This window comes from Kribbella sp. NPDC051770 (assembly GCF_040681455.1).
In the GTDB taxonomy this organism is placed as follows: Bacteria; Actinomycetota; Actinomycetes; order Propionibacteriales; family Kribbellaceae; genus Kribbella.
The window spans coordinates 290,566-310,037 of sequence record NZ_JBFAYT010000006.1 but is presented as its reverse complement, the minus strand read 5'-3'; the positions used below and the strand labels follow the sequence as shown (position 1 = coordinate 310,037).

At 68.8% G+C, this 19,472-nt stretch carries 16 protein-coding genes; 7 read left to right on the top strand and 9 right to left on the bottom strand.

All coding sequences use genetic code 11. From position 1 onward, the window contains the following. Positions 1–2: 2 nt before the first annotated feature. The 3 genes from AB0M01_RS21795 to AB0M01_RS21785 form a co-directional block, all read right to left on the bottom strand. A complete protein-coding gene (locus AB0M01_RS21795; RefSeq protein WP_363672167.1) occupies positions 3–2,147 on the bottom strand; it encodes an MMPL family transporter in 2,145 nt (714 codons plus the stop codon). A 115-nt stretch (positions 2,148–2,262) separates the two neighbouring features. Then, positions 2,263–3,171 carry a DJ-1/PfpI family protein gene (locus AB0M01_RS21790; RefSeq protein WP_363672165.1) on the bottom strand — a complete coding sequence of 303 codons (909 nt, stop codon included), beginning with the start codon at positions 3,169–3,171 and terminating at the stop codon, positions 2,263–2,265. 7 nt (positions 3,172–3,178) lie between these two features. Then, a complete protein-coding gene (locus AB0M01_RS21785; RefSeq protein WP_363672163.1) occupies positions 3,179–3,778 on the bottom strand; it encodes a cysteine hydrolase family protein in 600 nt (199 codons plus the stop codon). A 222-nt stretch (positions 3,779–4,000) separates the two neighbouring features. Between AB0M01_RS21785 and AB0M01_RS21780 the strand changes: the two genes are divergently transcribed. Both AB0M01_RS21780 and AB0M01_RS21775 read left to right on the top strand, forming a co-directional pair. Continuing rightward, positions 4,001–5,212, top strand: coding sequence for an aldose epimerase family protein (locus AB0M01_RS21780; protein WP_363672161.1), 1,212 nt, complete (start codon positions 4,001–4,003; stop codon positions 5,210–5,212). A gap of 77 nt (positions 5,213–5,289) precedes the next feature. Then, a complete protein-coding gene (locus tag AB0M01_RS21775; RefSeq protein ID WP_363672159.1) occupies positions 5,290–6,774 on the top strand; it encodes an alpha/beta hydrolase in 1,485 nt (494 codons plus the stop codon). Here AB0M01_RS21775 and AB0M01_RS21770 read toward each other — a convergent pair. Next, on the bottom strand, positions 6,768–7,928 hold the full coding sequence (locus tag AB0M01_RS21770; protein WP_363672157.1) for an FAD-dependent monooxygenase: 1,161 nt from the start codon (positions 7,926–7,928) through the stop codon (positions 6,768–6,770). The genes AB0M01_RS21775 and AB0M01_RS21770 overlap by 7 nt on opposite strands. A 106-nt stretch (positions 7,929–8,034) precedes the next feature. Between AB0M01_RS21770 and AB0M01_RS21765 the strand changes: the two genes are divergently transcribed. Together AB0M01_RS21765 and AB0M01_RS21760 are read left to right on the top strand one after the other, a co-directional pair. After that, positions 8,035–8,724 (top strand): TetR/AcrR family transcriptional regulator, encoded by a 690-nt coding sequence (locus AB0M01_RS21765; protein WP_363672155.1) that lies wholly within the window; start codon positions 8,035–8,037, stop codon positions 8,722–8,724. Next, positions 8,721–9,227: a GrpB family protein gene (locus AB0M01_RS21760; protein WP_363672153.1), complete on the top strand. Its 507-nt coding sequence runs from the start codon at positions 8,721–8,723 to the stop codon at positions 9,225–9,227. The genes AB0M01_RS21765 and AB0M01_RS21760 overlap by 4 nt, the downstream gene beginning before the upstream one ends. A gap of 4 nt (positions 9,228–9,231) precedes the next feature. Here the strand turns inward: AB0M01_RS21760 and AB0M01_RS21755 are convergent, their stop codons facing one another. Further along, complete coding sequence (locus AB0M01_RS21755; RefSeq protein ID WP_363672151.1) at positions 9,232–11,661, bottom strand: AAA family ATPase; 2,430 nt, start codon at positions 11,659–11,661, stop codon at positions 9,232–9,234. A gap of 126 nt (positions 11,662–11,787) precedes the next feature. Continuing rightward, positions 11,788–12,162, bottom strand: coding sequence for a MerR family transcriptional regulator (locus tag AB0M01_RS21750; RefSeq protein ID WP_363672150.1), 375 nt, complete (start codon positions 12,160–12,162; stop codon positions 11,788–11,790). A gap of 53 nt (positions 12,163–12,215) precedes the next feature. On the opposite strand from AB0M01_RS21750, the gene AB0M01_RS21745 reads away from it, so the two are divergent. Together AB0M01_RS21745 and AB0M01_RS21740 are read left to right on the top strand one after the other, a co-directional pair. Further along, positions 12,216–13,100 carry an NAD(P)-binding domain-containing protein gene (locus tag AB0M01_RS21745; protein ID WP_363672148.1) on the top strand — a complete coding sequence of 295 codons (885 nt, stop codon included), beginning with the start codon at positions 12,216–12,218 and terminating at the stop codon, positions 13,098–13,100. A 9-nt stretch (positions 13,101–13,109) separates the two neighbouring features. Next, positions 13,110–14,312, top strand: coding sequence for a cytochrome P450 (locus AB0M01_RS21740; protein WP_363672145.1), 1,203 nt, complete (start codon positions 13,110–13,112; stop codon positions 14,310–14,312). 43 nt (positions 14,313–14,355) lie between these two features. On the opposite strand, the gene AB0M01_RS21735 is transcribed toward AB0M01_RS21740, so the two are convergent. Next, positions 14,356–15,819: a hypothetical protein gene (locus tag AB0M01_RS21735; RefSeq protein ID WP_363672143.1), complete on the bottom strand. Its 1,464-nt coding sequence runs from the start codon at positions 15,817–15,819 to the stop codon at positions 14,356–14,358. Positions 15,820–16,105: 286 nt separating this feature from the next. Between AB0M01_RS21735 and AB0M01_RS21730 the strand changes: the two genes are divergently transcribed. Continuing rightward, on the top strand, positions 16,106–16,993 hold the full coding sequence (locus AB0M01_RS21730) for a phosphotransferase (RefSeq protein ID WP_363672141.1): 888 nt from the start codon (positions 16,106–16,108) through the stop codon (positions 16,991–16,993). Here AB0M01_RS21730 and AB0M01_RS21725 read toward each other — a convergent pair. After that, positions 16,985–18,112 carry a Gfo/Idh/MocA family oxidoreductase gene (locus AB0M01_RS21725; protein WP_363672139.1) on the bottom strand — a complete coding sequence of 376 codons (1,128 nt, stop codon included), beginning with the start codon at positions 18,110–18,112 and terminating at the stop codon, positions 16,985–16,987. The genes AB0M01_RS21730 and AB0M01_RS21725 overlap by 9 nt on opposite strands. A 20-nt stretch (positions 18,113–18,132) precedes the next feature. Next, positions 18,133–19,464: an extracellular solute-binding protein gene (locus AB0M01_RS21720; RefSeq protein ID WP_363672137.1), complete on the bottom strand. Its 1,332-nt coding sequence runs from the start codon at positions 19,462–19,464 to the stop codon at positions 18,133–18,135. Between the last annotated feature and the right edge of the window lie 8 nt (positions 19,465–19,472).

Genomic DNA, 19,472 nt, shown 5'->3' with positions numbered 1-19,472 from the left:
GTTCAGACCGCGACCAGCTCGCGTTCTTCCGTGCGGGTTGCCTCAGGCAACTTGTTCGGCCACCAGGCCCGGCGCCCGAGCAGGACCAGGATCGCCGGCAGCATCACGATCCGGACCAGCGTCGCGTCGACCAGGACGGCGACCGCGAGGCCGATGCCCATCTGCTTCATCTCGATCATGCCGAGCGTCGCGAACAGGGCGAACACCGAGACCATCACCGCAGCCGCGCTCGTCACGACCCCCGCCGACTCGGTGATCCCGCGGCGTACTGCCTCGGCCGGAGCCAGTCCGTCCTGGACGGCCTCGCGGATCCGGCCGAGCACGAACACGTGATAGTCCATCGAGAGCCCGATCAGGATCACGAACAGGAACAGCGGGATCCACGAGATCACGAAGCCGGGCGAGGTGAAGTCGAGCAGGCCCTCGGCCCAGGTGTGCTGGAAGACCAGCGAGAGGGCGCCGAAGCAGACCGCGACCGATGCCAGGTTGAGCAGCGTCGTGACGAGCGCGATCGCCGGGCTGCGGAAGGTGAACAGCATCATCAGCAGCGTCAGCCCGAGCACGAACGCGATCACGTACGGCAGCTTGTCGCGCTGGTTCTGCCCGTAGTCGACACCGCTCGCGGTCTCGCCGCCGACCGCCCAGGTCGCTCCCGGCACCTCGGCGAAGGCGGCCGGGACCAGCTCGTTCCGCAGCTGATTCAACGCGACCTTCGCGTCGTCGCTCGTGTCCGGCAGCACCGACACCAGCGTCAGCACGGAGGTGTCCCCCGCGGTCCGCACAGCCTGACCAGGCGGTACGACGAACTGCTTCGACGCCACGGCCGACCGCTGCAGCTGCTCCAACGCCGGGACAGTTGCGTCGCCCTTGGCGACCACGTCGTACGCCATGCCCTCGGACGGGAAGTTCGCCTGCAGTTGCTGCATCGTCTTCACCTCGGGGATGCTCGACGGCAGCGTGTTCAGGCCGCCCGGGTCGGTCTTCATCCCGAGCGCCGGTACGGCGAGCGCGACCACCGCGACGGCGGAGATCAGCAGCGCGAGCTTCGGGAACCGCAGTACCGGAGCGACCAAGCGGCGGCTGATCCCGCCGGGACCGATCCGCCGGTTGAGCCGCCAGATCAGCGGGACGCGCGGGCGGTCGACGCGGTGGCCGAGCTTGGCGAGCAGCGCCGGGAGGACGGTCAGCGAACCCAGGACGGCGACCGCGACGACCACGATGGTGGCGGTGGCCATCGAGGAGAAGACCGGGTCCTGGGCGACGTACAGGCCGGCCATCGAGACGATGACCGCGAGACCGGAGACAACCACCGAGTGTCCCGACGTGGCCGCGGCGATCTCGACGGCGTCGACGGTACCGTGACCGCGACGGCGTTCCTCGCGCTCGCGCTTCAGGTAGAACAGGGAGTAGTCGACGCCGACCGCCATACCGATCAGCAGGACGACGTTCGCGACCGAGCCGCCGTCGGGGAACAGGTAGGACAGCGGCGCGTAGAAGCCGAGGGCCGCGCCGACCGCGGAGAACGCCAGCAGGACAGGGATTCCGGCCGCGATCAGGGCGCCGAAGACGAGCAGCATCAGGGCGAAGGTGATCGGCAGGCTGAGCTTCTCGGCCTTGGCGAGATCGTTGCCGACCTGCTTCCAGATGCCGGCGTCGAGGGACGCCGCGCCGGTCTGCTGGATGGTGAGGCTCTGGTGTCCTTTCTGTACGTCGGCGGTCGCGGCGACGAGCTTCTCGACGTTGTCCGCGGCGTCGTCGGCGCTGCCCTTCAGCTCGATCGGGAGCAGGGCGGCCTTGCCGTTCTCGGCCCAGACGGGCTCGCCGACGCCTGCGACGGGGTCGAGCGCGGTCATCTTCTGCTTGAGCTGCGCCAGAGCGGTGGTCGCCTCGGCGCGGTTCAACGGGCCGTCGGGATCGGTGACCAGCACGGTCTCACTCGGCTTGCCGTCGAGACCCGCCTGATGAATCAGCTCCGCGGCCTGCCCGGACTGCCCGACCCAGGTGTCGGCGGCCTTGGTGGTCTGCTTCGGAACCATCACGGACAACCCGACCGCGACGGCGACGAGAATCAGCCAGAGACCGATCGCCCGCCATGGATGGGTCGCACTCCACCGCGCGGCGCGCACGGTCACGGATCCCCTGCTCATCTTCTGCCCTCTCGCCAACCCCGCCCGGGCGCCCTGCCCGCTGGTTGAAAGCCTGGTGGGAAATGAGAGGGATCTCAGGAGACGCAGCTCCCCAGGGGAGGTAGGTCTAACTCCCCTACGCAGATCTGGAACGCAACCGGCGGAGCATTCTCGGGTCTTCGAAGCCGACGACTCGGGACGCCGACTCGACCGTTGTCCCGTGGGCGATCAGGTGTTCGGCTCGTTCCAGGCGGAGGAGTTGTTGGTAGCGCAGGGGGGTGAGGCCGGTGGCGGCGGTGAAGACTCGGGTGAGGGTGCGTTCGCTGACGCCGGCGCAAGCGGCCAGCTCGGACAAGGGCAGGCGGTCGGCGTAGCGGCTGTCGATGACGTCCTGGACTCGGTGGGCGAGGTCGCTCAGGTGGCCGCGGTGGCGGAGCATTGCGCTGTCCTGGAGCTCGTCGCCGTTGCGGCGGGCGTAGACGACCATCTCACGGGCGACCCGGGCGGCCGCGACCGCGCCGTGCTCGACGGCGACCAGGTGCAGGGCGAGGTCGATGCCGCTCGCGATGCCGGCCGAGGTGATCACCCGCTCGTCCATCACGTAGAGCACGTCCCGGACGATGCTCGCCTTCGGGTAGCGCGCGGCGAGCTCGTCGGTCAGGTCGTGGTGCGTGGTGTAGCGGCGTCCGTCGAGCAACCCCGCGGCGCCCAAAGCGTCAGCGCCCGAGCAGACGCTGGCCACCGAACCGCCCGCGGCGTGGTGCGTTCGCAGCATCTGCTTGGTTCGCGCGGAGATCGGCGGCCACGGCGACAACCGCGGTGACCGCCAGCCCGGTACGACGACCAGGTCGTCCCGCCCGAGCGCAGGCCAGTCCAGAGAAGCTTTGACCGGCACGCCCTGCGCGGTCGACACCTCCTCGACGTCCGCCACGTAGTGCAGCGTGTAGCCGTACCCGAGATCGGCAGCCGTCGAAAACACCTGCGCCGGCCCGGCGAGATCGAGCAGGTGCAGCCGTGGGACCAGGAAGAACACGACCTTGCGCATGATCCGGTCAGGATCCCACAAGCACACCGGCCTGCTCGTCGAGCGTCCGGATGGTGGCGAACCGTCCCGCCAGCGCGTACTCGGTCCGCTCGACGACCACCGACGGCATCAGCGTCCGCGGATCGGCCAGCACCTCCTCGAGCGTCGCGTCGGCGGGCAGCGTCCAGTGCGGCAGCGGCGTCGTCGCGGTCGCCTCGGTCACGAACACCACGTCGTACCCGAGATCGGAGGCGACCCGTGTGGTGGTCTCGCAGCACTGCTCGGTGCGGATCCCGCTGATCACCAGCTCGCGGATCCCGTGCTGGGTGAGGAGCTGCTGCAGATTCGTGGTGGTGAAGGCGTTGTGCGACGTCTTGCTGATCACCGGCTCACCCGCGCGGGGCTCGAGTCCTTCGATCAGCCGGACGTTGCCGGACGCCGGGTCGAACACGGTGCCGGTGCCGGGCTCGGTGTGCAGCACCCAGACCACCAGATCGCCGCGCTCGCGCGCGCTGGCGACCAGCCGGTTGACCCGGTCGGCGATGTCGGGGTGGTTCACGGCCTGCCAGTTCGGCCGGACCCGGAAGGACTCCTGGACGTCGATCACGATCAGCGCAGTCTGTGTCATGCCTCCAGCCTCCCCGTACGGCGGACGCCGCGACAGTCACCATCACGCCGTACGGCGGACCGATCCGGTCACCACCACCGGCCTCAGCCAAGGCGCCGCCCAGTCATCGGACGAATCCGAACGGTTACGAACTGTTCCAAACATCGGACCGAGCTGCTTACAGTGCCCGGGCCGGTGTGAGAACGCTCTCGCCGGCCCCGCCCACCTGATCGAGGAGCTGACATGACCGACCACCTGCCGCGTCGCCACGTCCTGCGCACCGCCGGCGCGCTCGGCCTCGGCGCCGTCGCGGCCGGAGCCCTGACCGGCCCGGCCGGCGCCGTACCGGCGGCCACTACAGTCGCGTCCATGGGTTCACACCACGGCCGCCTGTCCATCCGCAAGGACCCGTTCGGCACCACCCCGGAGGGGGTCGGCGTCGACGTGTACACCTTCACCAACGGTCGCGTCACGATCTCGATGCTGACCTGGGGTGCCACCATCCAGCGGGTCGAGACCCCGGACCGCCGGGGCCGCACCGAGAACATCAGCCTCGGCTTCGACAACCTGCCCGACTACGCCGCGCTCAGCCCGTACTTCGGCGCGACCATCGGCCGCTACGGCAACCGGATCGCGAAGGGGCAGTTCTCGATCGACGGGAACAAGTACCAGATCCCGGTCAACGACGGCGAGAACGCGCTGCACGGCGGCACGCTCGGCTTCGACAAGAAGGTCTGGAAGGCGAAGGTCGTCCAGACCGGGCAGCACGTCGGCGTCGCGTTCACGTACGTCAGCCCGGACGGCGAGATGGGTTTCCCCGGCACGCTGACCACCACCGTCACCTACACGCTCGGCTTCGACGACGACCTGCGGATCGACTACCACGCGACCGTCGCGGGCAAGCCGACCGTGGTGAACCTGACCAACCACGTCTACTTCAACCTGGCAGGCGAGGGCAGCGGCTCGATCGAGGGCCACGTGCTGGAGCTGAACGCACCGTCGTACACGCCGGTGGACTCCGGGCTGATCCCGACCGGCGAGATCGCGCCGGTGGCCGGTACGCCGTTCGACTTCCGGCGGCCGACCGCGATCGGCAAGCGACTGCGCGACGACCACCCGCAGCTGGTGATCGGGCGCGGCTACGACCACAACTTCGTGCTCGGCGGCAAGGCCGACCGGGACGGGCTGCGGTTCGCGGGCCGGTTCACCGAGCCCGAGAGCGGCCGGACGGTCTCGGTCCGTACGGCGGAACCCGGCGCGCAGTTCTACAGCGGCAACTTCCTCGACGGCACCTTCCAGGGGATCGGCGGTAAGACGTACCGGCAGGGCGACGCGTTCGCGTTCGAGACCCAGCACTTCCCGGACTCGCCGAACCAGCCGGACTTCCCGTCGACGGTGCTGCGGCCGGGGCAGACGTACTCGACCCGGACGATCTACTCCTTCGGGACCGACTGACGGGGTAGTCCTTTCGTCGCACCCCGAGGGTCGCCAGGGGGACGCGTCAGCGGGCCTGGAACGCCCACGATGGAAACATGTTCAGAACAGCCGTTCCGCTGACCGTCGCCCTCGCCTCGATCACCGCCGCCCTGGTCCCTGGTGTGTCGCAGGCCGAACCTCTTGCCACCGGGATCACCTGGACCGACTGCCCGGCCGACATCTCCCCGGTGCCGATCCCGAAGGGCATGCAGTGCGGCACGCTGAAGGTGCCGCTCGACTACCGCGCCCCGGACGGCCGCACGATCGACATCGCCGCCTCGCGACTGCCCAGCACGAAACCCGAGAAGCGCCGCGGCGTCCTGCTGACCAACCCCGGCGGTCCCGCGGCCGGGCAGAACTACCCGGCGTTCCTCGTCGCGGCCGGGCTCCCGCAGAGCGTGCGCGACCTGTACGACGTGATCGGGTTCGACCCGCGCGGGATCGGCAAGAGCACGCCGGTGACCTGCGACCTCACTCCCGAACAGCTCGGGACCGGCAACATCCCGCCGTACGCGAAGAACGCGGCGGACGTGGCCGCTCGGGCGGCCGAGGTCAAGCAGGTCGCGCAGCAGTGCGCGACCTCGAAGACCGCCTGGATGCTGCCGCACGTCAACCCGGCCAACACCGCTCGCGACATGGACTCGATCCGCGCCGCGCTCGGTGAGTCGAAGATCTCGTTCGCCGGCGCCTCCTGGGGCACGCACCTCGGCGCGGTCTACACGACGCTGTTCCCGCAGCGCAGCGACCGGATCGTGCTCGACAGCAATCTCGGCCCCGGCGGCTGGGACTACCCGAGCGACCGGCTCTGGTCGCAGGGCGTCGAGGACCGCTTCCCGGACTTCGCGAAGTTCGCCGCGGCCAACCACCGCGAGTACGGTCTCGGCCGGACGCCCGCGCAGGTCAGGGCCAAGTACTTCGAGCTGGCCAAGCGGCTGGAGAAGAAGCCGGTCCAGACGCCGGACGGGCCGTTCGACGCGGTGGCGTTCCGGTTGCTCAACTTCGGGCTGCTCTACGGGCCGACCCAGGCTCCGCTACTCGCCAGCATCTGGAAGGCCGTCGACGCCAACCAGCCGCCGCCCCCGATCCCCGGGGACCCGGCCGGCGCGGAGAACCTGATCTCAGGCCGCTACTACATGGTCTGCAACGACGGCTACTGGCCGAAGTCGGTCAGCACCTACCAGCGCGCCGTGGCCGCTGACCGGATCAAGTACCCGCTGTTCGGAGCCGCCGGAGCCAACATCACCCCGTGCGCCTACTGGCCGGACCCGGCCGAGCCGGCGGTGAAGATCACCGACCGCGGACCGTCCAACGTGCTCCTGGTCCAGAACCTGCGCGACCCGGCCACGCCGCTGGCCGGAGCTCGGCAGCTGCGCAAGGCCCTGGGCGATCGAGCCGTCATGGTCACCGCCGACCAGGGCGGGCACGGCGTCTACCCGGGCGGCAAGAACCGTTGCGCCAACCACGCGGTGACGACGTTCCTGACCACGGGTGAGCGTCCGGAGCACGACTACCACTGCGCGGCGGCCGCCGCACCTCAGTGAGCCTCGTAGTCACGCAGGTCGATGTCGTTGGCGGCCTTGTCGGCGTACTTGGTCATCAGCGCGAACATCCGTGAGTTGAGGAACCAGTTGCGCAGCTTGATGCCGGTCGCGGTCCTCGGAGCGAGGAAGCGGCCGGCATTGCTGTTGCCGGCGATCTTCGCGTAGCGCTTCATGATCTCGTCGTACTGCGCGTAGGCGATCTTGTAGTTGCCCTGAGCAAGTTTCAATTCGCCGGCCAGGACGTAGGCGCCGACCACGGCGAGGCCGGTGCCGAAACCGCCGAGGGTGTTCCCGTACGCCGAGTCGCCGACCAGCGCGGCGCGGCCCCTGGTGTAGCGGCCGTCCATCCGGACCTGGCTGATCGAGTCGAGGTAGAAGTCGTCGAACTCCTTCATCTCCTCGAGCATCCGCGGCACCTGCCAGCGGACCCCGGCGTACGCGCGCCGGACGATCTCGCGCTGGGCCTCGATGTCGTCGCGGCTGTAGCCGAGCTCGGGTGAGGCGAACATGTAGAGCTGCTGCGCCTTCGAGCCGCCGCTGACCGCGAGCCGGCCGGGGGTGTTGTGGCCGTGGGCAACCTGTCGCTCGCGCGATCCTTCGCCGCTCCACGGGCTCGCGCCGGCCACGCAGTAGTAGTGGCCGAGGTGCTTCACGTAGTCCTGCTCGGGGCCGAAGGCAAGCTTCCGGACCCGGGAGTGGATGCCGTCGGCACCGACCACGAGGTCGAAGGTGCGACTGGGTGCGAGCTCGAAGGTGACCTCGACGCCGTCCGCGGTCTCGTGCAGCGCACTGATGGAATCGCCGAAGAGGTACTCGCAGTTCGCGGCGGTGCGCTCGTACAGGATCTCGGACAGGTCGCCGCGCAGGATCTCCAGGTCGCCGCCGGTGAACTCGCCGCGGGCCACGGCCAGCTCTTGGTCGTTCTCGTCGACGAAGACGGTGTCGGTGGTACCGGTCCGGCGGCGGCGCACCTCGTCGAGGATGCCCATCCGCTCCAGCACGGCGAAGTGGGTGGCGCCCTTGAAGTCGACGGCCTGGCCGCCCGGGCGCAGCCGCGGCGCCCGCTCGACGACGGTGACCTCGAAGCCGTACCGGTGCAACCAGTACGCGAGAGCGGGGCCGGCGATGCTCGCGCCGGAGATCAGGACCTTCATGACAACCCCTCCTGGGACTGCGTCTCATGGACTCTGTTTCCGGTGGACGCGAATTAGAGTATGGTAGACACAGTTCGACGTCAACAGTTTTCCGAGGAGGTCCGCGATGCCGGTCCCGACCGCCACCGAACTGCTCTGGGGCACCCAGCAGCGCGCCCGGCGCGGCCCGAAACCCGCGCTGTCGCTGGAGCGGATCGTCGCCGAGGCGATGGCCCTGGCCGACGCGGAAGGCCTGACGAATTTGTCGATGCAGCGCTTGGCGGAGCGTCTCGGCTTCACCAAGATGTCCCTGTACCGCTACGTCCCCGGCAAGGCCGAACTGACCGCCCTGATGCTCGACGCGGCGATCGGCGAGCCACCCACACCTTCTTCCGATTGGCGCACGGGCCTACAGGCCTGGGCCGACACGATTCACGCCCGCTACAGCGCCCACCCCTGGGCGATCGACCTCACCACCGGCCAACGCCCGATCGGCCCCAACGAGCTCGGCTGGATGGAAACCGCCCTGACCTGCCTGTCCGGAACCGGCCTCACCGGCTCCGAGCGCCTGGACACAATCGTCCTCCTCAACGGCCACGTCCGCAGCCTCGTCGAGCAACTGGCCCCACCCGGCGCATCCCACGACGACTACACCGTCCAGCTGGCCGAAGTCCTCTCGACCGCCGGCCACGCCTACCCCGCCGTCACCGCCGCCTTCGCCGAAGAGTCCGCCGCAACCGAGCAGAGCAACGCCCTCCAGTACGGCATCACCCGAATCCTCGACGGCCTCGCCGTCCTGATCGAGTCCCGCGCATGACGACGATCGCCGACTACGACCCCACCTGGCCCACCCAGTACGCCGAGATGGCCGCCCACCTGCACCCGATCCTCGGCGACCCGATCGAGCACATCGGCAGCACCGCCGTACCGGGCCTCGCCGCCAAACCCGTCATCGACATCGCCGCCGCGCCCGACCGCCCCGTCGACGACCAGGCCCTCGCCGCCCTCGGCTTCCAGCACAACCCCCACGGCCCGCCGGGCCGTCGGACTTACACGCGGGTGGTCGACGGCGTCCTCACCCACAACCTGCACGTCTTCCCCACCCCGGCCTGGCCCGAACTCAACCAGCGCCTCCTCCGCGACCACCTCCGCGCGACCCCCGAAGCCGTCCGCCGGTACGCCGCCCTCAAGCGGCAACTGGCCGCCGAGGGCCTCACCGGCTTCGACTACACCAAGGCCAAGACCGACCTGATCCAGGAACTCACCGACACAGCCCGAGCCCACCACGGCTTGCCCTCGGTGCCGGTCTGGGAGTCATGAGCATTCAGTTCTCGGGTTGGTCGAACGGTAAAGGATTCGGTGACTGCGCCGCGGGCGGCTTTGGCACCGGCTTGCTTCGCTGTAGCCCCGCAGCCTTCTTCCACCGCGCAACCTGCGGCTTGAGATCAACATCGACCGCCTTGCACATACCGGTGAAATGATCGTGGTCACAGCTGTACACGAAGCGGAGTACCTGCCCTAGTTCCTCCGAAACCATGGCCGAGCCGAGAGTGACGGAGGGGTTTGGCTCGTCACGATGTGAGGCTCCGTGGACGAAGCGGATCATTCGCTGCGTCAGCTCGTTCGGCACCTCACCCATCGACGCTGCTCGTTCCACCTTGCTTCGGAAATCTCCACCGCTGGGAGCCTTGAACGCGACGAAGCCCTCCAGCAATCTTCTCGCGGCATTCCCGAGCAACGGCAGGTCGGCGTCCACCTGCGTCGACACGGCCTCCGCGATCCGGTGAAAGATGTAGTGGTACTCCGTGGGGTGTTCGAGCAGTCGTGGTGACATCGGATGCAACGAGATCTCACGGTCCCCGGACGCTGTCATGTGCGCCTTCGTCTCCAGGAACTGGACCTGTGGAAACTCCTTCTCCTTGGTGTCTCCCGATCTGATGGCGCGTACTGAGGCCGCACGAGCCTTCTCGCAATTCACCAGAAGCAGTCTGAACAGATCGAAGTCGTGGGTCAGGACGATCATCTGCGCGAAACTCTTGGTCCGCTCCGTGACAAGCGAGAAGGCCGCGAACAACCCGTCCTTGTCGAGGCTGGTCACCGGGTCGTCGATCACCACCAGGTCGGTGGCCGGAGTGACGTCGTCGGCTTCGAGACTCCGCAGAAAGTACAGCAGGGCGATCGAACTCCGCTCTCCCTCGCTGAGATTCACGGCAAGCTTCTCACCGCGAAGTACCCGGTATCCCTGACCGTCCTCGCTCACGGTCAGCGTCAGGTGGACGTGCCCGAGATGGTCAGCCAGGTCTTGATTGATGAGGTCGGCCATCTGCCCCACCTCCTGTTGATCGTCTTGCCAGCGCCGTTCTTCCTGACGCAGGCTCCTGATCTGTCTCTCCAGACTGCTCTGCACCCTGGTTGCCAGTTCCTGCCTGCGCACCGCGGTCAGATACCGCTTCCTGAACGAGTCGACCAGGTGATGGAGAATCTCGGACTCCGCCTGCTGCCGCACCTCGCTCATTCGCTCGACATCAGCGTTGTTGGCGGCCAGAACCTCGCCGGCCTCCGAAAGATCGGCGGCGTCCGGCGCAGCAGCATCGCGTGGAGCAACCTCCTCGTACAGGTTCTCCGCTCGCTGCGAGACCACCGCCGCCACTGTGTCGAGATGGTCCGCTGAGCTCCGCCGCACGGCATCGAGCGTCGCGAGCACGTCCTTCCATCTCACCTGGTACGCCGGGAGAAGATCGTCCGCCTCGGGCAGTTCTTCCCACCATGACTGAAGCGCGCCCTGTGCTTCTCCGATCTGCCGCGCCAGCGACTCCAGATCGTCTCGCAGCTGAGCTGACGACGTGTCGAAGTGCGATGAGTACGCGGTCCGTAGCTCCTCGGAGAGGCGGCCGGATTCACAGAACCTGCACAGGTCCCCAGCCTGGTGCAGGTCGAGGCCCGCTTGAATCCACTCGGAAAGCACTCGGTCGTTCTCCAGCGCAGAACGAACCACGCTGCTCAGCTTCCGTGAAACGGCCTCGCCGACCCGGCTGCCGAGGTCCAACAGGTCGAGCGGTGGCGCCGCAATAGCCGGCACCCGCCGAGGAGCGTCCTGTCGTCGCAGGAGGTCCATGTGCTGCCCGTACCGCACCTCGTCCAAAGCGACCTCCGGCTGAGATTCCAGCAGCAATTTCTTGACCGTTGCGACCGTGAACACGCGGGAGTTGTACGTCTGCTCACGGACTGTCCCTAAGACCTCCAGCACCCGACGTTTCGCGTCCTCTTTCGCCGCCTTCTCATCCCGCGCGAGCGTGCCCCGGGTGGCCCGCACGGTCTCCAACCACCTGTTGTCGCGGACGAGACTGTCCTGGACCGAGCGCAGCGCCTTTTCAGCGTGAACGTTCCGGGCACCCAGTTTCAGAATTCCTGCCGACGCGGCACGTCCGTCGAGGAAGAAGGCCAGTTCCTCCTCGACGAAGTACCGGTTGAAGACGTGAATGCGTCGCACGACAGACTCCGGGAGCGGCCCCGTCCGCCATCGGTTTCCTTCGGCATAGCTGGCCAGGACAGCCGACCGTCCCGAATTCTCATCGGTTCCGTCGATCGTTCGCAGAACCTCAGCGAATGTCGTCTTGCCGGTGCCGTTCCGGCCGAAGATGACCGTCTTCTTGCCGAGCCAGCATCCGGTTCGTGTGAAGAGATCACCGCCGATCCCCCGAAACGACTCCATCGGCGCGAACGTGCGCACCTTGACGGTCCCCGCGTCTGTCATTTGTTCTCGACCCTTCTCGCAGTGCATCAAGCGACTCTGCAGACCTTGATGCGCAGTGCTTCCGGGTTTGTTACGGGGCGTCACCAAACGCGTTTTGGAAAGTTACTTACCGTGCTGCGGTCGTAATCATGACGCCTGGTAGACGCCCTCCGGCAGCGGGTTGCTGATGATCGTGGTCAGCGCCGTGCGGGCGGTTTCCAGGGCGGTGATGGTGGCGGTGATGCGGTCGCGTTCCTTTTCGAACTGGGGGACGAGCTCGGGGCAGAGGGCGACCAGGGTGCCGTTGGACTCGGTCATGCAGGGGAGGAGCTCGGCGATGGCGACGGTGCCGAGGCCGGCGCCGAGGAGGATGCGGATGTGGCGGACGCGCTGGACGTCGGCTTCGGCGTAGACGCGGTAGCCGGTCGAGGTACGGGTGGGAGCCAGCAGGCCCTGTTCCTCGTAGTAGCGGAGGAGGCGGCCGCTGACGCCGGTGCGGTGGGACAGTTCGCCGATGCGCATCTGGTCTCCCGAGCTTGACTCTCACAGTGATGTGAATGTCTAGCGTGCCGGACATGACCGACAATTCCGCAGTCACCGTTCTCGGCCTCGGGCCGATGGGACGCGCGCTCGCCTCCGCCTTCGCTGCCGCTGGACACCCGACCACCGTCTGGAACCGTACGCCGGGCAAGGCCGGCGGGCTCGCCGTCACCGAAGCATCCACCGCCGCCGAGGCTGTTGCCGCCGGCCCGCTCGTCGTCGTCTGCGTGCTCGACTACGACGCCGTCGACGCGATCCTCGACTCCGCGGCCGACGCGCTGAAGGGCCGGACCGTCGTCAACCTGACCGCCGACTCCCCCGACCGCGCACGTCGTACGGCGGACTGGGCCGCCGCGCGCGGCATCGACTACCTCGACGGCGCGATCATGACCCCGACCGTCACCATCGGCGGTCCCGACGCCGTCTTGCTCTACTCCGGCCCGCAACACCTGTACGACGACCACGCGCCGGCCCTCGCCGCCCTCGGCGGCACCGCGAGCCACCTCGGCGAGGACCCCGGCCGCGCGGCGGCGTACGACGTCGCGCTGCTCGGGATCTTCTGGACCGCGATGACCGGCATCATGCACGCCTTCGCGCTCGCCAAAGCCGAGAACATCGCCGCCGCCGACCTCGCCGGCTTCGCGCGCGGGATCACCGACCTGCTCTCCCCCAGCCTCGACGACCTGGCCGCGAACGTCGACAGCGGCAACCACCCCGGCACCTTCTCGAACATCACCTCGGCAGCCGCCACGCTCGAGCACATCGTGCACGTCTCCGAGCAGCACGGCATCGACGCCGGACCTGTCGAAGCCGCCCGCGCGATCGCCCGCCGAGCGATCGCCGACGGCCACGGAGGTGACGACTTCAGCCGGATCACCGACACACTGCTCAGCCGAGCGAAGGGTCACCTAACTACATAGGGTCGAACCATGACGGAGACCGTGCTCAACATCCCGTTCGACGACGCGTTCCGGTTCGACCCCTCGCCGACCTTCGCGGAGCTGCGCGAGAACCGGCCGGTGGCGCGGGTGCGGACGCTCGCGGGCGCCGAGGTCTGGCTGGTCACCCGGTACGACGACGTGAAGCTCGTGCTGGCCGACCCGCGGTTCTCCCGCGCCGCGGTGGTCAAGCAAGGGGCGCCGCGGGTCGCGCTGGCCAAGCCGATGCCGAACAGCCTGACCACGACCGACCCGCCGGAGCACAGCCGGCTGCGCAAGCTCGTTTCGTCGACGTTCGCGCACCGGCGGATCGAGCGGACGCGGCCGTGGGTCGCGGAGCTGTCGGCGCAGCTGGCCGACGACGTCGCCGCGGCCGGGGACGGCGCGGACATCCGTGAGCTGGTGGCGCTGCCGCTGCCGATCCAGGTGATCTGCCAGCTGCTCGGCGTACCGTACGAGGACCGCGAGCAGTTCCGGGAGTGGACCGAGCTCGGCTACAGCATGAAGATGGCCGAGAAGGACCTGGTGGAGAACGCGATGACGTCGCTGACGGCGTACATCGAGGAGCTGGTCGACCGGAAGCTCGCGAACGCCGACCAGCCCGCCGAGGACCTGCTCGACGAGCTGGTCCGGGCGCGCGAGGAGGGCGACCGGCTGAGCCAGGAAGAGTTGATTGCCTTCGGCGTCAACCTTCTGGTCGCCGGGCACGAGACGTCGGCCAACCAGATCTCCAGCTGCGTCGCGACGTTGCTGCGCTGGCCGGAGAACTGGGCGCGGCTGGTCGCCGAGCCCGAGCTGGTGCCGTCGGCGGTGGAGGAGCTGCTGCGGTTCAACCGGTTCTCGGAGGTCGGGCAGCTGCGCGTCGCGGTCGAGGACCTCGAGCTGCACGGCGTACAGATCAAGGCCGGGGAGGGCGTGATGGCGGCGCTCAACTCGGCCAACCGGGACCCGCGGGCCTTCGAGGACCCCGACGAGCTGCGGCTGGACCGGAAGGAGAACAAGCAGCTGTCGTTCGGCTTCGGCCCGCACTTCTGCCTCGGCGCGCAGCTGGCGCGGATCGAGCTGCAGGAGTCGCTGCTCGCGCTGCTGCGGCGGTTCCCGAAGCTGTCGCTCGCGAAGCCCGCCGAAGAGCTGGAGTGGCGAAGGGTGCTGGTCAGCGGCCTCGCCGAGCTCCCGGTCAACCTCGGAAACTGAAAGGACCCGCACCGACAAGGTGCGGGTCCTCCCAACATTCAGATCAGTTCTTCGACGAGACCAGCTCAGCCTCGTACTGCTCGATGAAGCGGCTGGCCATCGGCTCGCTGCAGCCGATCGCCTCGGCGAGCTTCTTCGCGCTGCGCTCGTGACCCTCGGGCCAGTCCGACAGCATGTTCCAGGCGCGCATCCGGCGCTTCTCCAGGTCGGTCGGCTCCGGCTCCCCCTCGGCGGCGACGACCTTCGGCGCCGGACGGGACGCCTTCGTCTTGGCCGCCGGCTTCGGCGCGGGCGCGGGCTCGGTCACAACGACCGGGTCGACGACGACCGGCTCCGGCAGCACCGGCTCCGGCAGGACCGGCGGCAGCACGGTCTCGACGACCGGCTCCGGTACGCCGGGACGCGAGACCTGGTCGGCCGGCGCGAACGGCGACGGCTCCGACGGCTTCTGCACGACCGGCGACGCCTTCACCGGCTTGCGGACCCCGTTCACCACGTGCTCGGACTCGTCCTCGACGACCTCGGCCTCGGCGACGCCCTCGGCGTTCACCGGCGGATCGACGATGGCCATCAGCTCACCGGTCATCGCCTCGCCCCAGGCGTCCTCGTCGCGCAGGTTCACGCCACCGTCGGTGCGCACCTGCTGCGCCTTCAGCGCCTTGCCCTCGACCACCCAGACCGCGGCGCGCAGGTCGTTGCGCTCCTCGGCCGGCGGCTCCTCCGGCGGCGGCGAGATGGCCCGGGTCAGCTTGTTGGTGACCACCTCGTAGTTGATCCGCTCCTCGAGCATCCCGGCCAGCCGGTCGGCGTCGTACGTCGTCTCGGCGATCTTGGCCAGCCGCTCGTCCTGGTGCTCGGAGCGGATGTACTCGGCAACGGTCCCGGCGATCGCGTTCCGGCGGGCGGCGTTGCGGACGTGGTCGCGGGCCGCGCGGATGCTCTCGAACATCCCGTACCCGTGCTCGATCGCGAGCGACCGGGCCTGCCAGGTCAGCCGCGGCTCGCGCAGCCACTGCACGACGCCGTACACCGGTCCGGTGTTGGCCATCTGGCCCGACACCCGGAGCGCGTCGCGGCGCCGGGCCGAGCTGTGGATCAGCCAGAGCACGTACGCGAACGCGGACAGGCCGCCGAAGCCGAAGGCCAGGAACCGCTCCTCGGGCCGCCAGTGGCCGACCACGTTGAAGACGAGTGCGACGATCGCCGCGAACAGCGACATCGCGCGGTAGGCGTAGGCCTGCTCGCCCTTGCGCCGGCGCAGGTCGGCGAGCGCCGCGGTCGCCACACCGCCGAGCTCGATGACGGCGACGGCGGGGGTGACGAGGGCGATCTTCAGGAACGTCGAGAAGCCCTCGTCGGGCCAGGGGATGTGGGTGACGCCGGCCCAGACCTGGCCGACGAGTGCGGCGGTGGCCGCGGTGGCGTAGAAGGCGTAGGCGACCTTGTCCGCACCTGTGAGGGGTACGTTCGCGAGTTCGCCGGAACTGGTGCTGGTGTTCTCCTGCAAGACGTGATCTCCTGACCGGTTTGGGCTCTCCGGCAGTTCGTCGGTGGTGGTCGTCGTACCGCGACCGTCTGGGCCTCCCCAGGCAAGTACTGCAGCGGCTGCACGAGGCTACCGGTTCCTGGGGCGTTCAGGGGAGGTGAATCCGTACAACGATTCCGTCCTACCCCGTGGACCTCAGCTGTCCCGCAGGAAAACCCGCTTCCTGCGCGGCGCCCGAGTACGGAATCGTCTGCTTCAGTACTCTCCAACGCCTGCCACCCCCGCGACGTCACGCAAAGGACATCACATGGTCCGCGCCCTGAGATCGTTGCCCCACCCGGACAGCCTCCGCGACCACCTCGCGGAGGTCTACCAGCTGCCGTTCACCGGGTGCGAACTGCGGCGGTCGCTGGTCAACGACGTGTACGAGCTGAGCACGCCGACGGAGGCGTACGTCCTCAAGCTGTACGCCGGACGCCCGCTCGCCGACATCCGTTGGGAGGCAGGTCTTTGCGAGCACCTGGTGGGGAAGGTCGCGACGCCGCGGGTGCAGCCGCTCGCTGACGGGTCGGCGGTCGGCGTACTGGCGCTGCCGGAAGGCGATCGTCCGTACCTGCTGACGGCGCTCGTCGAGGGGTTCAAGCCGCAGCCGCCGTTCACCGACGGGTTGTACGAGGAGTTCGGTGAGCTGGTCGCGCGGTTCCACCTGGCGGCGGACACGTTCACGCCGGTACGCCGTACCTCCAACGACCTGGACCAGATGGTCGGCGAGATCGTGCCACTCGTCTCGGCGCCGGACGCGGAGCTGGTGCGAGCCCTGGCCGGGAAAGTTGCCGACGGCGTGAGTCGTGGGATCAGACATGGAGATGTCTCCCTCGACAACATCCTGATCACTCCCGACGGCCTCAACCTGCACGACTTCGATCTCGCCGGCGAAGGTTCCCTCGCCGCCGACTTCACTGGCGTCGCCGCGACTCCGCACTGGGACGCGTTCCGCACGGGCTACGAGCGGCACCGCGCGATCCCCGCGGCCGACCTCGCCGCGATCGACCGGCTGGGCATCGGCGAACGGATCGCGAACCTGCACTTCCATCTCGTCCGCAAACCGCTGTGGCGAGGCACCGAGTCCCGCACCGAAGGCTGGGCAGCCGGCGAACTGTCCGAGCTTCGCCTGGCTGCGGGACGCCTACTGTGAGGCCCAGGGCGCTCCCAGCTCACTGAACAACTTCAGGTTCTCGGCCGCCAGTTCAGCCCACTTCCCGACCTCGGCGACCCCCGGGTGCCGCTGCAGCCCTTCGCCGTACCAGGTCACGTACGCCGGATCGATCGCCCGCGGCGGCTCGGCCAGCCGCACCGCCTCGAGCACTTTGGTGAAGCCGCCGAGTTGGTCCAGGGGTGCGAGCAGCTCGACGGTTGGGTCCTCGCGGTGCTCGATCAGGTTGAGCAGCAGGTCGTCGCGCTCGTACGTCGTACCGGTGGTGACGCCGTCGACCGTCAGGTCGAGGCGGTCGGACGGATAGGTCAGTACGGCGCGGCCGCGCGAGCCGTGCACGATGATCCGCGGCTCGGCGCCCGGCGGCTCCGCCGCGAGGGTGAGTGCGGCGACGATCGTCGTCCCGCGCGCGGTCCGGATCCGCACGCTGGAGGTGTCGTCGGACTCGATCGGGTTCGCCCGGTATAGCTCGGTCTCGACCGCCGCGACCTGCTCGGCCGCGCCCGACCCGTCGACCAGCAGCGCCGTCGCCGACGCGTGCGCGAACGCGTTCGTCACCGCTCCGTCGACCACCGCGACACCGTCCAGCTCGCGCCGCCCGGCCCAGCGGGCGCGCTGCCAGTACTCCTGCTTTCGGATCCAGGCGCCCACCGTGCCGATCCCGCGGATCTCGCCGAGCCGCCCGTCGGCCACCCACTCGCGCATCGCCCGGGCGGCGCGCGAGCCATGCACCTGGAAGCCGACCTGACAGACGCGCCCGGTCTCGTTCACCACTCGCACCAGCCGCTCGAACTCGGCAAGCGAAGCCGCCGGCGGCTTCTCCAGCAGCACGTCGGCACCCGCGCGCAGAGCCAACTCGGCCAGCGGAACGTGCGTGTGGATCGGCGTACAGATGACCACGACATCCACGGGAGTTGCTGCCAGCAAACTCTCGAGATCACCGAAAACAGCAACCCCCGGTGCGAGCTCGTCCGGCGGCCGCGGGTCCGCGACAGCCACCAGCCGAACGCGCCCGGCTGTCTCCAGCCGGGCGACGTTCCGCACGTGCGCCGTCCCGTGACCGTGGACACCGACCAGGGCGATCCTCGGTACGTCGTTCACGCGGTTGCCTCCTGCAACATCTACTTGGCCAGCTCGCCGTTCATCTCGTCGAGGAACTTCTGCGCTGCGTCCGCCGGTTGCAGACGCCCGAAGAGCACCTCGGTCGTGTAGCGCTGGATGATCTTCTCCACCTGACCACCACCGACCGGCGGCGGGGGCGACGGCTTGCCGAGCTCCTTGGCGATGGCCTGGATGAAGGCGGCCGAGGCGGCGTCGGCGGGCTGCAGCTTCGAGGTGACCGCGGCGCGGATCTCGGTGTTCGGCGGGACGCCCCGCTCGGCGAGCAGCAGGTTGCCGGCGGCGGTGTTGTTGGCCAGGTAGCTGACGAACTTCGCGGCCTCCTTCGGGTGCTTGGAGCGCGACGAGATCGACCAGAACATCGAGCCCTTGTAGTACGAGCCGTTCTCGGTCGCCTTGCCGGTCGCGCTCGGCAGCCGGAGCAGCTTGAGCTGCTGCCCGGACGCCTTGCTGAGCGCGTTGAGCTGGTTGCTCCAGGCGTAGCTCATGGCGAGCTTGCCGGTCGCCATCCCGGACTGGTCCAGCGGCGCGGTCATGTCCTGCGAGGTGAACTCCGCCGACGGCGTCGCCTTCGACGCCTGCAGCGCGAGCAGGTCGGTCCAGTACTGCGTGAGCTTGTCCTTGCTGATCCCGAGCTTGCCGTCCTCGGTGAACAGCGACTCGCCCTGCTGCCGGGCCCACATGTTCAGGCTGGCGTCGTTGGTGCCGTACGCCGCCGTACCCCAGCCCTTGCCGTTGAGCTTCTGGCTGATCTCGGCCGCGACCTTGCCGTAGTCGTCCCAGGTCCAGGTGGTGTCGTCGGGGATCGCCACCCCGGCGGCCTTGAACACGGCCGGGTTCGCGACGATCGTGAACGCGTTGATCCCGGCGTTCAGCCCGTACAGGCCGCCGTCGAACTCGCCGGCGCCGAGGGTGTCCGGCTCGAACTTGCCGGTGTCCAGCCCGTCGGCCTTCTTCAGGTCGAGCAGCGCGCCGCGGTCGGCGTACTCGCGCAGGTACTTCTCGTCCATCTGGATCACGTCGGGCGCGTCGTTGGCGGCGACGGTGGTGGCGAGCTTGTCCCAGTAGCCGGCCCACTCGCCGAACTCGCCCTTGATCTTGATGTTCGGGTTCTCCTTCTGGAAGGAGTCGATCACCTGCTGGGTGATCTTGTGCCGGGTGTCGGAACCCCACCAGTTGAACCGGAGGGTGACCTCTCCGTTCGCGGAGTCACCGCCGCCGCCGGAGTCGCCACCGCAGGCGCTGGTGGCCAGCAGCGCAACGGCGACCGCGACGGCGGCCAGGGCCCGCACCCGCCGGCGGGGCGGTGCGGTCAGTCGGGGTAGCGGCCTCATGGGGTGAA

Bases quoted from the DNA above. Each gene is read 5' to 3' on its own strand.
- AB0M01_RS21795 (WP_363672167.1), bottom strand. From the start codon at position 2,147: ATGAGCAGGGGATCCGTGACCGTGCGCGCCGCGCGGTGGAGTGCGACC.
- AB0M01_RS21790 (WP_363672165.1), bottom strand. From the start codon at position 3,171: ATGCGCAAGGTCGTGTTCTTCCTGGTCCCACGGCTGCACCTGCTCGAT.
- AB0M01_RS21785 (WP_363672163.1), bottom strand. From the start codon at position 3,778: ATGACACAGACTGCGCTGATCGTGATCGACGTCCAGGAGTCCTTCCGG.
- AB0M01_RS21780 (WP_363672161.1), top strand. From the start codon at position 4,001: ATGACCGACCACCTGCCGCGTCGCCACGTCCTGCGCACCGCCGGCGCG.
- AB0M01_RS21775 (WP_363672159.1), top strand. From the start codon at position 5,290: ATGTTCAGAACAGCCGTTCCGCTGACCGTCGCCCTCGCCTCGATCACC.
- AB0M01_RS21770 (WP_363672157.1), bottom strand. From the start codon at position 7,928: ATGAAGGTCCTGATCTCCGGCGCGAGCATCGCCGGCCCCGCTCTCGCG.
- AB0M01_RS21765 (WP_363672155.1), top strand. From the start codon at position 8,035: ATGCCGGTCCCGACCGCCACCGAACTGCTCTGGGGCACCCAGCAGCGC.
- AB0M01_RS21760 (WP_363672153.1), top strand. From the start codon at position 8,721: ATGACGACGATCGCCGACTACGACCCCACCTGGCCCACCCAGTACGCC.
- AB0M01_RS21755 (WP_363672151.1), bottom strand. From the start codon at position 11,661: ATGACAGACGCGGGGACCGTCAAGGTGCGCACGTTCGCGCCGATGGAG.
- AB0M01_RS21750 (WP_363672150.1), bottom strand. From the start codon at position 12,162: ATGCGCATCGGCGAACTGTCCCACCGCACCGGCGTCAGCGGCCGCCTC.
- AB0M01_RS21745 (WP_363672148.1), top strand. From the start codon at position 12,216: ATGACCGACAATTCCGCAGTCACCGTTCTCGGCCTCGGGCCGATGGGA.
- AB0M01_RS21740 (WP_363672145.1), top strand. From the start codon at position 13,110: ATGACGGAGACCGTGCTCAACATCCCGTTCGACGACGCGTTCCGGTTC.
- AB0M01_RS21730 (WP_363672141.1), top strand. From the start codon at position 16,106: ATGGTCCGCGCCCTGAGATCGTTGCCCCACCCGGACAGCCTCCGCGAC.
- AB0M01_RS21720 (WP_363672137.1), bottom strand. From the start codon at position 19,464: ATGAGGCCGCTACCCCGACTGACCGCACCGCCCCGCCGGCGGGTGCGG.